This window comes from Thalassotalea euphylliae (assembly GCF_003390375.1).
Lineage (GTDB): Bacteria > Pseudomonadota > Gammaproteobacteria > Enterobacterales > Alteromonadaceae > Thalassotalea_F > Thalassotalea_F euphylliae_A.
This window is the reverse complement of record NZ_QUOT01000001.1, coordinates 2,436,064-2,448,775: the sequence shown is the minus strand read 5'-3', so window position 1 is coordinate 2,448,775 and position 12,712 is coordinate 2,436,064. Positions and strand designations below refer to the sequence as shown.

The following is a 12,712-nucleotide window of genomic DNA, read 5'->3' as shown; positions in this document are numbered from 1 at the left end:
GTTACGGCGCACTAGTGTGAAAAGTCATGATCGCCCAGGTCTAATTGACTAATGGCAATCACCGCTTGCGTGCGATTGCGGACATTTAATTTCTTAAATATCGCAGTGGCATGTGCCTTAATCGTGGCTTCTGAGACATTCAGGTCATAGGCGATCTGCTTGTTAAGCATACCTTCGGCGAACATCAGTAATATTTTATGTTGTTGTTGGGTTAGGCTGGCGACGCGCTCGGCAATATCATGACACTCATCTGCTGCTGAGTGCGCACTGAACTGGGCGGGTAGCCATTGTTTACCTGCAAGTACTTCGATAATTGCTTGGTAGATAATGTCTATTGGCGTTGATTTTGGAATAAAGCCAACAGCACCAAGGTCGATAGCCTTATTCATCGTATCGTTATCTTCGTGAGCAGACATGATCACCACCGGAATTTGCGGGTGGTTTTTCCGGATATTGATCAGGTTGTTAAAGCCGTGGCCGCCGGGGATGTTTAAGTCTAAAATCAGCAGGTCAGCATCTTGGTGTGTAGCAAGCTGCAGCTCCAATTCATTGATGGTTTCTGCGTCCAGCCACTGGCATTGAGTGATCTTTTGCGAAAGCGTTGTCAACAGTGCCTGTCGAAATAACGGATGATCGTCAGCTATTATTATTTTATCTGGCTGAATCATACATTTATCCTATTGTAATAGCCCAAAAGGGTTAGCTGTATGGGACTATAGCGTATGTTAATTGCAATTGAAAACGTAAAATATAGCGCCACTCTTGCGATCAAAAAAGGCGGCTTGTTGCCACCTTTTTAATGGATAACGTTTGCTTTATTTGAACGTTATTTTGCAGGGATGTTTTTCAGTACCGCTAACAATAATTGCCAGTATTGACCAACGGTTTCAACATTCACTTTTTCATCGGGTGAGTGCGGGAATTTAATGGTTGGGCCAAACGAAACCATATCCCAATGTGGATAGGCGGTTTTAAATAAACCACATTCTAGACCTGCGTGAATCACCATGATTTCAGGCAATTTACCAAATTCTGCCTGATAGGTTTCACGAACTACCTGCATAATAGGTGAGCTGGTATCTGGTTGCCAGCCAGGGTAGGCACCCGTAAATTCGATCTCGGCACTCGCTAATTCAAATACCGAGCGCGCGGTTTCTTCAGTGGCTAAGCGACCATCGTCGTGCAAGCTACGGATCAAGGTTTGTGCAACAAACTTACTGCCTTTAGTGCGCATCACACCTAGGTTAAGCGAAGTTTCGACAATACCTTCAATGTCATCACTCATGCGAATAACGCCGTTAGGGCAGGCATTTAACGCATTTAGAATCGTTAATTGGCACGCTTTTGACCAACATAGATCAAAATCCTCTGGCGAGATCAACAGCATATCCAGATCCGTTTCAATCGCTTTCAGATTGTCTTTAGCTTGTGCTAGATAGTCAGCTACTGCTTTCGTCAATGCCGGTACATGTTGCTTGGCAACGACAAAACTGGCATTTGCTTCACGTGGAATGGCGTTACGCAGGCTACCACCGTTTAGCTCGGTTAACTGAATATCAAATTGCCTAACGGCACTTAATAAGAAGCGCACGAGCAACTTATTGGCATTGGCGCGACCCGTATGAATATCAACACCTGAGTGGCCACCTTTTAAACCTGACAGCGACAGGTTAAATGCCTGATAGTCAGCAGGAACAGCCTCTGTCTCAATGGCAAAGGTTGCGTTGCCATCAATACCGCCTGCGCAGCCCATGTAGACTTCACCTTCTTGTTCAGAGTCGGTGTTGATTAGAATCTCGCCGTCAAACTCACCTGGCTGTAAGCCAAATGCGCCCGTCATACCCGCTTCTTCATCAATGGTTACTAGCACTTCAAGTGGGCCATGTGCGATATCATCACTTGCCAATACGGCTAATGCCGACGCTAGTCCAATACCGTTATCGGCACCTAAAGTTGTGTCTTTGGCGGTTACCCACAGGCCATCGGCTTCTTCAACTGTGCATGGCTGAATGGGGTCGGTTAAAAAGTCGTGTTCAGTACCGCTATTTTTTTGTGGTACCATGTCCATATGCGCTTGAAGAATAACGCCTTTTCTAGCTTCCATGCCTGCGCTTGCTGGTTTCTTTAAAATTAGATTACCAACAGCGTCTTCTTTCACTGCGATGCCTTGTTCTTTCGCCCATGACTGGATCCAAGCGGAAATCGCTTGTTCGTGTTTAGACGGGTGAGGGATGCTGCAAATACGATCAAATAATTGCCACAGTGAGTTGGGGGTAAGTTGTGCTAGTTGCGACATGGTTTTACCTTTCAATTAAAAAACGCCAGCTCTCTATCACGCGAGAAACTGGCGCTGATAGAATATTTTATTTGGGTAGGCTTATTATTTGCTTGCCATTAAAAATTGCCACTGTTCATTAAATTCATCGCTTGGCTTTTTGCTAAAACCAGAGCGCACGTATTGGCTAATTTTACCTTCAGCAAACGAGACTAATAAATTCGCAAGCGCCTGCTCTGAGATTTCAAAACCTTTACCTTCACGTAGCTTGCGCTCGCGTAAGACCTGCTTAAATTGAGACTCGAGTTTTTCAAAAAACTGGTTAACGCGCAAACGTAAGCGCTCGTTTTCTCCCATCAGCGCATCGCCAGATAAGATACGGCACATACCAGGGTTGCGCTCTGCAAAAATTAGCAACACATGCAAAATATGATGGCAGCGGATCACTGCTTCTTTGTGGTCCGATAAAATTAGGTTAATACGAGAAAAAATCGATTCTTCAATAAACTCAATTAAGCCTTCGAACATACGGGCTTTCGACGGAAAGTGGCGGTAAAGCGCGGCTTCAGAGACACCCACTTCGGCGGCAAGCTTAGCAGTGGTAATACGCTGTCCAGGGCTTGATTGCAGCATCATAGCCAAGCATTCAAGAATTTGCTGTTTACGATTCGGTTTTTCGGTGGTTGACATCTAAAACTTCTCAGTCGAATTGTTATTGATTTTATCGCCGTAATTTTAGCGGCTTGATGATACTAACATCAAGCCAACGGGCACAAATATGATGTAGCACAATAATTACGTTAGTAAGCAAATACTTACGATTTGAGCTCTACTTTTGCTGAAATAATCGCCACAAGCTCTTTCGCTAACTGTGTTTTGCTGGCCAGTGAAAGCTCGGTTTTATCGGTTGCTGAAAACACGGTTAAGGCGTTGTCATCGCTGTTAAAGCCTTGGCCTGCAACCGACACATTATTTGCGGCAATCAAATCTAAATTCTTGCGCTGTAATTTACCACGTGCATATTGTTCGACGTCTTGCGTTTCTGCGGCAAATCCCACGGTAAATGGGCGGTTTTCGGTTAGTGCGGCAACATCGGCAACAATATCAGGGTTTTTAACCATGTTGATTTGCATAGCATCTTCGTGCTTTTTGATTTTTTGCTCGGCAACTTGTGCAACGCGATAGTCGGCTACTGCCGCACATGCCACAAAGACATCTGCTTTCGGTGCGTTGGCAAGCGCTTGCTGGTGCATTTCTTGTGCGCTAACGACAGGCACGTGCTGGCTGTGACTTGGTGGTGTTAATTTTGTTGGCCCAGAGATCAGCGTGACATTAGCGCCAGCCTCAATCGCCGCTTGTGCTATCGCATAACCCATTTTGCCTGAGCTATGGTTGGAAATATAACGCACAGGATCTATTGGCTCTTGTGTTGGGCCGGCAGTAATGACCCAGTGCTGGCCGGCGAGCACTTGCTGGTCACGAGCAAACAGCTCAGTTACTGCACTGACTAATTCAGGCACATCTAACATGCGTCCTAAACCAACATCACCACAAGCCTGTTCACCAGCTGCTGGGCCAAATTGTTTGATGCCAAACTTAGCCAATTCATTAAGGTTTCGTTGGGTGATCGGGTTGTGCCACATTTGTTGATTCATTGCCGGTGCGATGGCGACAGGTGCCGCCGTTGCTAACGCAATAGTCGTCAATAAATCATCTGCCATACCGTGAGCGAGTTTGGCAATTGTGTTTGCAGTGGCTGGTGCGACAAGAATTAAGTCGGCCCATTTCGCTAACTCGATATGTCCCATGGCTAATTCGGCTTGCGGGTCGAGTAAATCGTCAGCAACTGGATTAGCAGAAACAGCTTGCAGCGATAGTGAGCTAACAAATGCTTTCGCTGATTCTGTGATGACCACGCGAACATTCGCGCCTTGTTCTTTTAAGCGCCTAACGAGCTCAGGTCCCTTGTACGCGGCAATCCCACCAGTAATTCCTAAGACAATGTTTTTATTGTGTAAAATTTGCATACGCTGCTAATCTTAAAGCACTTCTGCTCAATATAAATACGAATGGGCAGCAGTATATCAGGGATGAGATGTCAGCATAAGAGTCAGCGAGAGATAAGGAGCACATGGATGTTAAAGACATGGCCAGCGCAGGAAAGGCCGCGTGAAAAGTTGTTGAATCAAGGAGCGCAGTCACTTAGTGACGCCGAGCTTTTGGCAATATTTTTACGCACTGGAGTAAAAGGTTGCTCGGTGGTTGATTTGGCGCGCCAGCTGCTCAACAATTTTGGCAGTATTGCTGCTATTTACCAAGCCAGCATGCAAGAGTTTTGTCAGCATCATGGCTTAGGTCAAGCTAAATATGTTCAGCTTCAAGCATGTTTAGAAATGTCAAAACGCTATCTCAAAGAGCAAGCTGGCGTGCAGCAGTATTTAACCAGTTCTAGCGATACCAAGAATTATTTAATTTCAGAGCTTCGTGGTGAACGCCATGAGGTATTTGGCGTTGTTTTGCTTAATAGTCAGCATCAAGTGATTGGCTTTGAACGGTTATTTCAGGGGACGATAGATGCCGCTGCGATATACCCGCGTGTTGTTGTCGAAAATGTCTTGTTGCAAAGTGCTGCGGCCGTAATTTTGGTTCACAATCATCCGTCTGGATTGGCGACACCGAGCGAGGCAGATCAGCGTATTACGCAGCGGTTAATTCAGGCATTGGCCTTGATTGAGGTAAAAGTACTCGATCATTTAATTATCGCTAAGCATCAGTGTTATTCATTTGCAGAGCATGGGCAATTATAAAGCGGTTGCAAATCAGCATAATGGCAGCTAATTTTAGCTTAATAAGGGAACAATTGTCCCGATGAACAAAGTACTGAGCAATGTACTGAACAAAGTTTTAAGCAAAGTATTTTCAATCAAAAGCAACAAGCAAGGATTGTCTTATGACCGACAGTAGTAACCATGAGATGGAAAGGCGTCAATCAATTCGATTAGATATGGAAAAAGAACTGGTCACCGTCAGCTGGTCTGACAGTGATGGCAGGCAGTGGACAAAAACCTTGGCTTGTTTAGATTTTTCGCGCGGTGGTGTGCGAGTCGATAGCGATATGGCAATTGCAGAAAATACGCAAGTGGTGATCACCTTTAAATCTAACAGTTCAGTGCAGCAAGAGTTTGATTGTACTGTGTTGCGTTGCATTGAGCAGCCAACGGGCTGGTATGAAGTTGCCTTCACGTTAGATGATAAGAAGTAAGCGTTAAGTGCACACAGCGATGTGAGATGATATTTGAACTATACTGGTGTACAAGTAAACAAGAATTCTACCTGTTTTGATAGGAAGTTAGCAGCATGATGATATTGGTTGGTGGTGAAAAAGGTGGTAGCGGTAAAAGTTGCTTAGCGCAGAACATGGCGGTGTACTTTGCTAAACACAAAAATGCCATTGTCTTGATGGTTGATTGTGATCCGCAACGCACAACGTCTGATTGGATTCAGGCGCGTAATACTGACCCTTCGCTGCCGGCTATCAATTGTATTCAATTATACGGCAAGATCCGCAATGATTTACTCAGTTTAAATCAACATTACGATTACGTTGTGGTTGATTGTGGTGGCCAAGACAACCTTGCGCTGCGCGCTGCAATGTCGGTTGCTGACCATGTGGTGATTCCACTTCGCCCGAAACGTCGAGACTTAAAAACCGTGCCTCATATGGAAGACATGCTCAGCACGTGTAAAATGGTTAATCCTAAAATGCTCGCCTCATTTGTGATTACTCAGTGCCCAGCACTGCCAACCCAAGCCAATCGAATTTTAGAAGCCAAAGAAGTATGTGCCTCATATGGCATCAATGTACTTAACGCAGTCACTTATAACCGCAATGTTTACGATGATAGCGAAGAGTCTGGCTCTTCGGTGTTAGAAAATGAGCCTGATGGCAAAGCTGCACAGGAAATGATAGCGATTGCTGAGGAGCTGCTTGCGATGAAGCCGGATAACTCTCATGAGTTTAACTGATCTTAAAAAGGGAAAAGGGAAAGCGGTAAAAAGGAAGAACTTTACTGTTGATGAGTTTATCTCTGACGCTGAAGACTACGCGAAAGGCCAACCTAAACTGGTTAAAGAAGGTAAGAAAGCGCCTAATACTGGTTTAAATCTCGAACAGGCTATTGCGGCTGCTGAGCAACAAGTGGTGGCCAAAAGTAAAAGTAAAGAAAGCAACCGACCATTTCGCCATGCAACGTTTACTTTGAGTGAAGATGCGATTGCGCAGCTGAATGTTTTAGCTAAAGAGTCTAAGTTGGCGAAGTCACATATTATTCGTATTTTGATTGATCAGCTGGCGACACAAGATCAAAAACAACAGCTAGCGGCTCTGTTAGGATCGAAAACCCTCTAATTCGGTATAATTAATCAGCACTTTGTTGGTTTTTTAAGGGCTAAATCTTGTTGTACATCACCTCTATCTCTATGATAAATAAGCTAGTTATTATTGTATTTGGTTAAAATATGATTAGTACTAGCATTCGAGGATTAGTTTCACTATAATATGCCACCTTTTTCAGGATCCCGAGGCGACGGCCAAGGGGAATTAGCTCGAGCTGAAATTAATTTTGGAGTGACTCAAATGTCTAAAGTTTGCCAAGTAACTGGCAAAAAACCAGTTGTAGGGAACAATCGTTCTCACGCTAGAAACGCGACACGTCGTCGTTTCTTACCAAACCTTCAATCTCACCGTTTTTGGGTTGAGAGCGAAAACCGTTTCGTAAAATTACGCCTTACTCCTAAAGGTATGCGTATTATCGATAAGAAAGGCATCGATGCAGTATTAGCTGACATCCGTGCTCGCGGCGAAAAAGTCTAAGGAATAAGTCATGCGTGATAAAATTCGTTTAGTATCTTCTGCTGGTACAGGTCATTTTTATACTACTGACAAGAATAAAAAGACTATGCCAGAGAAAATGGAAATCAAAAAATTCGACCCTGTAGTACGTAAGCACGTTGTCTACAAAGAAGCTAAAATCAAGTAATTTTACTTCTCGAATTTTCTAAAAACCCAGCAATTGCTGGGTTTTTTATTGCCTGAAATTTATCTAATACCAAATTGAGTGATTATTTGCTCACTCAGCGATAATTAATCAAATTGTTATAAGCTAATGTAATAGCGTCATAGTTTTCGTATGATATAGCGCTAATTGACGATAAATGAAGATGTTATGAGACTTTCCCGCGCCGCTTGGAATAATGTGATTATTTTTTCTGTGATGGGTTTTATTCTGTTAATCAATTTTACCCAGCAAGGTGATAGCGACGATCCACAATCAGCTGCTGTTGAACAGTTCGTCATTGGTGAAAATAAAGTGATTTTAACGATGAATATTGATCAGCAAGTCACTATTGAGCGAGCTGGTCAGGGGTGGCGGTTATTGCCAGCGCAGCGTTTATCGAATCAACTTATCGAGCAAATGATGCGTACTTGGCAACAGGTACAGGGGCAAGTGCTTGATATTGAAATAGATCGCTCCCAGCAATCCGGCTTGTTTATTAGCATGGTATTAGCTGATCAACCCAATATTCAGTTATTTACTTTGTATTTACTGGCAGAACAAGTCGTTGTTCATAACCACCAATTGGATCGCTATTTTTCGCTGCCATTGCCAATGTTTAATCAACTCATACCAACTGGTTTACTGATAAATCAGTCATAACCTGATAGTGAATTAAGATGCCCGAATTACCTGAAGTCGAAGTATGCCGTTTAGGCATCAAACCACATATTGATGGTGAAAGAATTACCGATATTGTGGTGCGTCAACGTCAACTGCGATGGCCGATACCAGAGCAAATTAGCGATGCGATTGATGAAGTGATTGTCGCCGTTGAACGCCGCTCAAAGTACCTAATTATTAAAGTGGCAAGTGGCAGCATACTCATTCATTTAGGTATGTCAGGTACCATTCGCGTTATTGATAAGGCGTTAGTGCCAGTAAAACACGATCATGTTGATATTGTTTTGGGCAATGGCAAGGCATTGAGGCTTAATGATCCGCGCCGTTTTGGCGCGGTGCTATGGCTTGCTGGTGATCAAGACGAGCAAGGAGTGCTTGCTAAACTAGGGCCAGAGCCACTGACAGATGATTTCCATGCCGATTATCTTTATAAGAAATCGCGTAATAAAGCAGTGCCTGTTAAAACCTTTATTATGAATAATCCGGTCGTGGTTGGTGTTGGTAATATCTATGCAAATGAATCACTTTTTTTAAGTGGTATTAGGCCGACCAAAAAAGCGGGTAAGCTGACTAAAAAGCAATGCCAAGTTCTCACTAATAACATTAAAGAGGTACTTGCTGCGGCAATTAAACAAGGCGGTACAACACTGAAAGACTTTACTCAAGCCGATGGTCGCCCTGGGTATTTTAAACAGTCTTTGTATGTCTATGGGCGCGCAGGTGAGCCTTGCTTAACTTGCCAAACGACGTTGAAAGAGGTACGCCAGTCAAATCGTAGCTCAGTGTATTGCCCACAATGCCAAAAATAACCTAACAACCTAGACTGTGAGAATTAGGCTATGAATTTTTGGCTCCGAAATTTGGGCTATGAGATTTTTGCGGTGAGTAGAGCTCAATTGCCGATAATAGAAAAGGCGCTAAAAGCACCTATTTCATAGAGTCTTCTAGTGCTTGCTGAACGACAGGGTGAACAAACTGGCTAACGTCACCTTTGTGCAACGCAACTTCTTTAACTAGGGTTGAGGAAATAAACGAGTTTTCTTCGGCTGGCGTTAGAAAAACACTTTCTAAATCCGGTGATAAACGGCGGTTCATATTGGCGAGTTGAAATTCATACTCGAAATCCGACACCGCACGCAGGCCACGGATCAGCACGTTAGCTTGGTGTTCTTTCGCCAGATCGACGAGTAGGCCAGTAAAGCCAATCACGCTGACATTGTCTAAATGAGCGGTGACTTGCTCAAGCATTTTTACGCGGTGGTCTAAATCAAAGCGCGGCTTTTTACTCGGGCTAAAGGCGACGCCAACAACAACTTCAGAAAATAATTTGCTGGCACGCTCAATCAGGTCAGTATGACCATTGGTTACAGGGTCAAAAGTACCTGGGTAAATTGCTTTTACAGACATCTTCTATGCAATAATTTAAATTAAAGTGCCGATCATTCTAGTGATCAGCACGGATAAATTCAAAGTGATTGTGCGGTTAAGAGAGTTGAGTGAACATTATACTTGTTGCTGCGCTTTATATTGTTCAAGCAAGGCTGTCATACGTTCGTTAATTAAATTGATTGCCTTGAGCGGCCTTACCATGACTTTAAAATCAATAATTTCGCCCGAATCGTTCCACGTGATCATATCGATACCATTGACAAAAATGCCATCAATTTCCGTGCTAAATTCGAGTACTGCGCCATTTTCACAAAGGAATTCTCGATCATAGGTAAAGGCTTTATTGGCAAAAGTATGGAGAGCGGCTGTTAAATACATACCAACCATTTTTTTACCTTCTACTGGACGATGAATAATCGGTGAGTGCAGTACCACGTTATCTGCCAGTATTTTTGGTAACATATTGATATCACGTGTTTTAATCATTTCGTGCCAGTTGGCTAACATACTCTTTCCTTTGTTCTTTTGTTTGATCTTGTCAGTGTCAAGATAAGGTGGCTTGATGAAAATAGCAACAACGAATCACAAGTTTTTTTGAGCAAATACTTTAAGTCAGATTGACTTTGATAGTATGATAAAACGACAGCTGGGAAGAGGGGTACACAATAATAATGAAAACATGGGATAAAATTATTCAAGCTAGTATCGAATTGTTTAATGAACATGGAGAGCGCAATGTCACTACAAATCACATTGCCGCACATTTAGGTATTAGCCCAGGCAATCTCTATTATCACTTCAGAAACAAAGAAGACATTATTCTGTCGATATACGAACAATATGCGCGTAACTTAATTCTCGATACGTTCCCGTTAATGTCTGACGATATCGAACCGCTTGATGCGATTATTTTGTATATGGATGCGGTTTTTCAGGCGATGTCTAAGTTCCGTTTCTTTTATGCAAATCTTCCTGTATTGCTGGCAAAGAATCCATCATTGCGAGAGAAGTATGTTGAGGTTCAGGAGCTGATCAGTAAGCGAGTGAGCGATATGATGATTTCATTACGCGACGCTGGCATGATTAACTTTAACGATGAAGAGCTCCCTGATCTTGTTAGCATTTTGCGTTTGGTAAATACTTTCTGGTTAAGTTTCTACCAAACACAGAATATGGAAAATGAGATTGATGCCTCAGTATTCTACGAAGGGGTGTTGAAGATTCTCGTTATCTTAAAACCTTACACCACAGAAAAAGCGCTACCTGAATTTCTAAAAGCCCGCGAATTGTATTTAGCGCGCCATGAAGAAGCCCGTTTAGCTGGCTAGTGACTCTGCTTACAGCGGACAGAGCCAAATTTAATAAACCTTTTTAAGATAGGTTACTTGAGCGTTTGCTGATAGCTTTGCTCGAGTAACTGCCAATGTGCATCTTGCCAATGAATAGCAGGGTGCTTGGTTTTTTCTTTGTGAAAAGATCTTAACAGCCTTGCCACATTAGCTTGTTGCCAATCGCCACCCGAACGTATTTCACCTTGGTCAAAATCAATCAGCCAAACCTGCTGTTTGTTATCTAATAAGATGTTGTGAATGTTCAGATCGTGATGATATACACCTTTTTGGTGAAAAGCCGCAATGGTCTTGCCAATACGTTGCCAAAGTTCGTCTGTTAATGGTTCGCGTAACAATCGCGTGTAGAGATCTTCCGCGTTGTTAATCCGCTCAGAGATAATGTCTGCGCGGTAACTCAGCCCATTGCGACGAATTCGACAAGCAACAGGTCGTGGCGCTGGTAATTGCCATTGAGCCAGTTGGCTCAACAGAATGTGCTCTTTAACTGCGCGGGTGTTATTGATGCCAGTGTACAAATAACTGTCATGGATAAGTTTGCCAATCAAGCCGCCGCGATAGTAATGTCTGAGCACCCAATCATGCGCTTCGCATTTGACAAAGTAGGTTGTGCCGCGCCCCTGTGCACTGCCGGTCACGGCGTTCTGATTCTGCCAATAGTCACTGTCGAACATTTCATTGTTTAACAAATGGGCAAATTGTTTGTTGTAAAGCAGCCATTGGTGCGGTTCTTTTACAAGTGAGGCAAGTCCAGAATTTACAATTGCATCGAGGTTCAAGATAATAGGCCAAATTCAAATACCAGCATAAGCTGCCTATTGTGGTGATTCCTCTATGGCGGGTCAAATGATCGCTCCAAAAAAACTCTGTATTTTACGTTTATCCGCTATTGGCGATGTTTGTCATGCAGTTGCTATGGTGCAAGCGATCCAGCGACAGCATCCTGATTGCGAAATCACTTGGGTGATCGGCAAAGTCGAAGCCATGCTGTTAAGCGAATTACCCGGTGTGAAATTTGTCGTTTTCGATAAAAAAGCCGGCTGGCAAGGCTATATGGCATTGCGCAAAGCCTTGGCAGGCCAAGTGTTTGATGTGTTGTTGCATATGCAAGTTGCACTGCGCGCTAGTATTGCCAGCTCAATGATTAAGGCAAAAACGCGCATTGGCTTTGACCGCGCTCGTGCCAAGGAAGGGCAATGGTTGTTTACTAACAGCCAAATTCAGCCGCAAGCTGAGCCTCATGTGTTAGACGGCTTTATGGGTTTTGCCCAGCAACTTGGGGTGAGTGATACAACACCATACTGGCATATGCCAATCAGTGATGAGCAGCAACTATGGGCGAGTGAGCAGCTTGTGAGTGATAAGCCGATTGCAATTATTTGTCCTGCGGCTAGCAAGGCTGAGCGCAATTGGTTGGCACAGCGTTATGGTGAAATTGCCTACCACCTGCACCAGCAGGGCTTTGCTGTTGTACTTTGTGGCGGCCCAACAGAGCTTGAACAGAAGTTAGCGACCATTATTCAAGCCAATTGCCCTGAGCCTTTATTGAATTTGGTTGGTAAAACTTCGCTTGTGCAATTAGCTGCTTGTTTGAAATTGGCACACTTGGTAATTGCGCCTGACACAGGGCCTGCTCATATGGCGGTTACCGTTGGTACACCTGTCATTGGCTTGTATGCACACAGCAACCCTAAACGCACTGGTCCATACTTGTACCCACAATATGTTGTCAGCTACTACCAGCAAGCCATTCAAGCGCAATATCATCAGCCGGTTAGTAAACTTCCTTGGGGGGTAAGAGCGAAAGGTGATGATTTAATGGAAAACATTTCTGTTGAACAGGTGAAAGATAAAATTCGACAGCTAATCGCCGATCTCTACCCAGAGCTATCAAACATACCTTAAGATCACTTGAGCGAGTTGCACGGCTGACGTGTCAGCACTTAGACCATTTCAAGTCA

17 protein-coding genes are annotated in these 12,712 nt (G+C 43.7%); 10 read left to right on the top strand and 7 right to left on the bottom strand.

Features of this window, described 5'->3' with window-relative positions:
* Positions 1 to 11: 11 nt before the first annotated feature.
* The 4 genes from DXX94_RS10890 to coaBC all read right to left on the bottom strand — a co-directional run bounded on the left by DXX94_RS10890 (position 12) and on the right by coaBC (position 4,302).
* The gene (locus DXX94_RS10890) at positions 12 to 668 is read right to left on the bottom strand and encodes a response regulator (RefSeq protein WP_116015825.1); all 657 of its coding nucleotides are present in this window, start codon (positions 666 to 668) and stop codon (positions 12 to 14) included.
* Positions 669 to 826: 158 nt separating this feature from the next.
* On the bottom strand, positions 827 to 2,296 hold the full coding sequence (locus DXX94_RS10885; protein WP_116015823.1) for an aminoacyl-histidine dipeptidase: 1,470 nt from the start codon (positions 2,294 to 2,296) through the stop codon (positions 827 to 829).
* Positions 2,297 to 2,380: 84 nt separating this feature from the next.
* Positions 2,381 to 2,965 (bottom strand): nucleoid occlusion factor SlmA, encoded by a 585-nt coding sequence (gene slmA, locus DXX94_RS10880; RefSeq protein ID WP_115998622.1) that lies wholly within the window; start codon positions 2,963 to 2,965, stop codon positions 2,381 to 2,383.
* Positions 2,966 to 3,090: 125 nt separating this feature from the next.
* Entirely contained in the window at positions 3,091 to 4,302 is a 1,212-nt protein-coding gene (gene coaBC, locus DXX94_RS10875) for a bifunctional phosphopantothenoylcysteine decarboxylase/phosphopantothenate--cysteine ligase CoaBC (RefSeq protein WP_116015821.1), read from the bottom strand.
* Between the two features lie 108 nt (positions 4,303 to 4,410).
* On the opposite strand from coaBC, the gene radC reads away from it, so the two are divergent.
* The 8 genes from radC to mutM all read left to right on the top strand — a co-directional run bounded on the left by radC (position 4,411) and on the right by mutM (position 8,822).
* Entirely contained in the window at positions 4,411 to 5,082 is a 672-nt protein-coding gene (gene radC / locus DXX94_RS10870; protein ID WP_116015819.1) for a RadC family protein, read from the top strand.
* 143 nt (positions 5,083 to 5,225) lie between these two features.
* Entirely contained in the window at positions 5,226 to 5,537 is a 312-nt protein-coding gene (locus tag DXX94_RS10865) for a PilZ domain-containing protein (RefSeq protein WP_116015817.1), read from the top strand.
* 95 nt (positions 5,538 to 5,632) lie between these two features.
* Positions 5,633 to 6,301 (top strand): AAA family ATPase, encoded by a 669-nt coding sequence (locus tag DXX94_RS10860; RefSeq protein ID WP_115998626.1) that lies wholly within the window; start codon positions 5,633 to 5,635, stop codon positions 6,299 to 6,301.
* Entirely contained in the window at positions 6,288 to 6,683 is a 396-nt protein-coding gene (locus DXX94_RS10855; RefSeq protein WP_116015815.1) for a hypothetical protein, read from the top strand. Before DXX94_RS10860 ends, DXX94_RS10855 begins: the two co-directional genes overlap by 14 nt.
* A 228-nt stretch (positions 6,684 to 6,911) precedes the next feature.
* Positions 6,912 to 7,148 carry a 50S ribosomal protein L28 gene (gene rpmB, locus DXX94_RS10850; RefSeq protein WP_084692866.1) on the top strand — a complete coding sequence of 79 codons (237 nt, stop codon included), beginning with the start codon at positions 6,912 to 6,914 and terminating at the stop codon, positions 7,146 to 7,148.
* A 10-nt stretch (positions 7,149 to 7,158) separates the two neighbouring features.
* On the top strand, positions 7,159 to 7,314 hold the full coding sequence (gene rpmG, locus DXX94_RS10845) for a 50S ribosomal protein L33 (protein ID WP_115998628.1): 156 nt from the start codon (positions 7,159 to 7,161) through the stop codon (positions 7,312 to 7,314).
* A 186-nt stretch (positions 7,315 to 7,500) separates the two neighbouring features.
* Positions 7,501 to 7,992 (top strand): hypothetical protein, encoded by a 492-nt coding sequence (locus DXX94_RS10840; RefSeq protein ID WP_147302270.1) that lies wholly within the window; start codon positions 7,501 to 7,503, stop codon positions 7,990 to 7,992.
* A 17-nt stretch (positions 7,993 to 8,009) separates the two neighbouring features.
* Positions 8,010 to 8,822 carry a bifunctional DNA-formamidopyrimidine glycosylase/DNA-(apurinic or apyrimidinic site) lyase gene (mutM, locus tag DXX94_RS10835; RefSeq protein ID WP_116015811.1) on the top strand — a complete coding sequence of 271 codons (813 nt, stop codon included), beginning with the start codon at positions 8,010 to 8,012 and terminating at the stop codon, positions 8,820 to 8,822.
* 118 nt (positions 8,823 to 8,940) lie between these two features.
* Here mutM and coaD read toward each other — a convergent pair whose 3' ends face one another.
* Both coaD and DXX94_RS10825 read right to left on the bottom strand, forming a co-directional pair.
* A complete protein-coding gene (gene coaD / locus DXX94_RS10830; protein ID WP_116015809.1) occupies positions 8,941 to 9,420 on the bottom strand; it encodes a pantetheine-phosphate adenylyltransferase in 480 nt (159 codons plus the stop codon).
* A 96-nt stretch (positions 9,421 to 9,516) separates the two neighbouring features.
* Complete coding sequence (locus DXX94_RS10825; RefSeq protein ID WP_116015807.1) at positions 9,517 to 9,909, bottom strand: nuclear transport factor 2 family protein; 393 nt, start codon at positions 9,907 to 9,909, stop codon at positions 9,517 to 9,519.
* Between the two features lie 164 nt (positions 9,910 to 10,073).
* Here DXX94_RS10825 and DXX94_RS10820 point away from each other — a divergent pair, with 164 nt between their 5' ends.
* Positions 10,074 to 10,730 carry a TetR/AcrR family transcriptional regulator gene (locus DXX94_RS10820; RefSeq protein WP_115998633.1) on the top strand — a complete coding sequence of 219 codons (657 nt, stop codon included), beginning with the start codon at positions 10,074 to 10,076 and terminating at the stop codon, positions 10,728 to 10,730.
* Positions 10,731 to 10,783: 53 nt separating this feature from the next.
* Here the strand turns inward: DXX94_RS10820 and DXX94_RS10815 are convergent, their stop codons facing one another.
* Positions 10,784 to 11,530: a 3-deoxy-D-manno-octulosonic acid kinase gene (locus DXX94_RS10815; protein ID WP_181901539.1), complete on the bottom strand. Its 747-nt coding sequence runs from the start codon at positions 11,528 to 11,530 to the stop codon at positions 10,784 to 10,786.
* 67 nt (positions 11,531 to 11,597) lie between these two features.
* Between DXX94_RS10815 and DXX94_RS10810 the strand changes: the two genes are divergently transcribed.
* Entirely contained in the window at positions 11,598 to 12,656 is a 1,059-nt protein-coding gene (locus DXX94_RS10810) for a glycosyltransferase family 9 protein (RefSeq protein ID WP_258872151.1), read from the top strand.
* The last annotated feature ends 56 nt before the right edge of the window (positions 12,657 to 12,712 follow it).

Coding starts and splice junctions, on each gene's coding strand:
- DXX94_RS10890 (WP_116015825.1), bottom strand. CDS start 668: ATGATTCAGCCAGATAAAATAATAATAGCTGACGATCATCCGTTATTT.
- rpmB (WP_084692866.1), top strand. CDS start 6,912: ATGTCTAAAGTTTGCCAAGTAACTGGCAAAAAACCAGTTGTAGGGAAC.
- rpmG (WP_115998628.1), top strand. CDS start 7,159: ATGCGTGATAAAATTCGTTTAGTATCTTCTGCTGGTACAGGTCATTTT.
- DXX94_RS10865 (WP_116015817.1), top strand. CDS start 5,226: ATGACCGACAGTAGTAACCATGAGATGGAAAGGCGTCAATCAATTCGA.
- DXX94_RS10860 (WP_115998626.1), top strand. CDS start 5,633: ATGATGATATTGGTTGGTGGTGAAAAAGGTGGTAGCGGTAAAAGTTGC.
- DXX94_RS10885 (WP_116015823.1), bottom strand. CDS start 2,296: ATGTCGCAACTAGCACAACTTACCCCCAACTCACTGTGGCAATTATTT.
- DXX94_RS10820 (WP_115998633.1), top strand. CDS start 10,074: ATGAAAACATGGGATAAAATTATTCAAGCTAGTATCGAATTGTTTAAT.
- DXX94_RS10825 (WP_116015807.1), bottom strand. CDS start 9,909: ATGTTAGCCAACTGGCACGAAATGATTAAAACACGTGATATCAATATG.
- radC (WP_116015819.1), top strand. CDS start 4,411: ATGTTAAAGACATGGCCAGCGCAGGAAAGGCCGCGTGAAAAGTTGTTG.
- coaBC (WP_116015821.1), bottom strand. CDS start 4,302: ATGCAAATTTTACACAATAAAAACATTGTCTTAGGAATTACTGGTGGG.
- DXX94_RS10855 (WP_116015815.1), top strand. CDS start 6,288: ATGAGTTTAACTGATCTTAAAAAGGGAAAAGGGAAAGCGGTAAAAAGG.
- mutM (WP_116015811.1), top strand. CDS start 8,010: ATGCCCGAATTACCTGAAGTCGAAGTATGCCGTTTAGGCATCAAACCA.
- DXX94_RS10840 (WP_147302270.1), top strand. CDS start 7,501: ATGAGACTTTCCCGCGCCGCTTGGAATAATGTGATTATTTTTTCTGTG.
- slmA (WP_115998622.1), bottom strand. CDS start 2,965: ATGTCAACCACCGAAAAACCGAATCGTAAACAGCAAATTCTTGAATGC.
- coaD (WP_116015809.1), bottom strand. CDS start 9,420: ATGTCTGTAAAAGCAATTTACCCAGGTACTTTTGACCCTGTAACCAAT.
- DXX94_RS10810 (WP_258872151.1), top strand. CDS start 11,598: ATGATCGCTCCAAAAAAACTCTGTATTTTACGTTTATCCGCTATTGGC.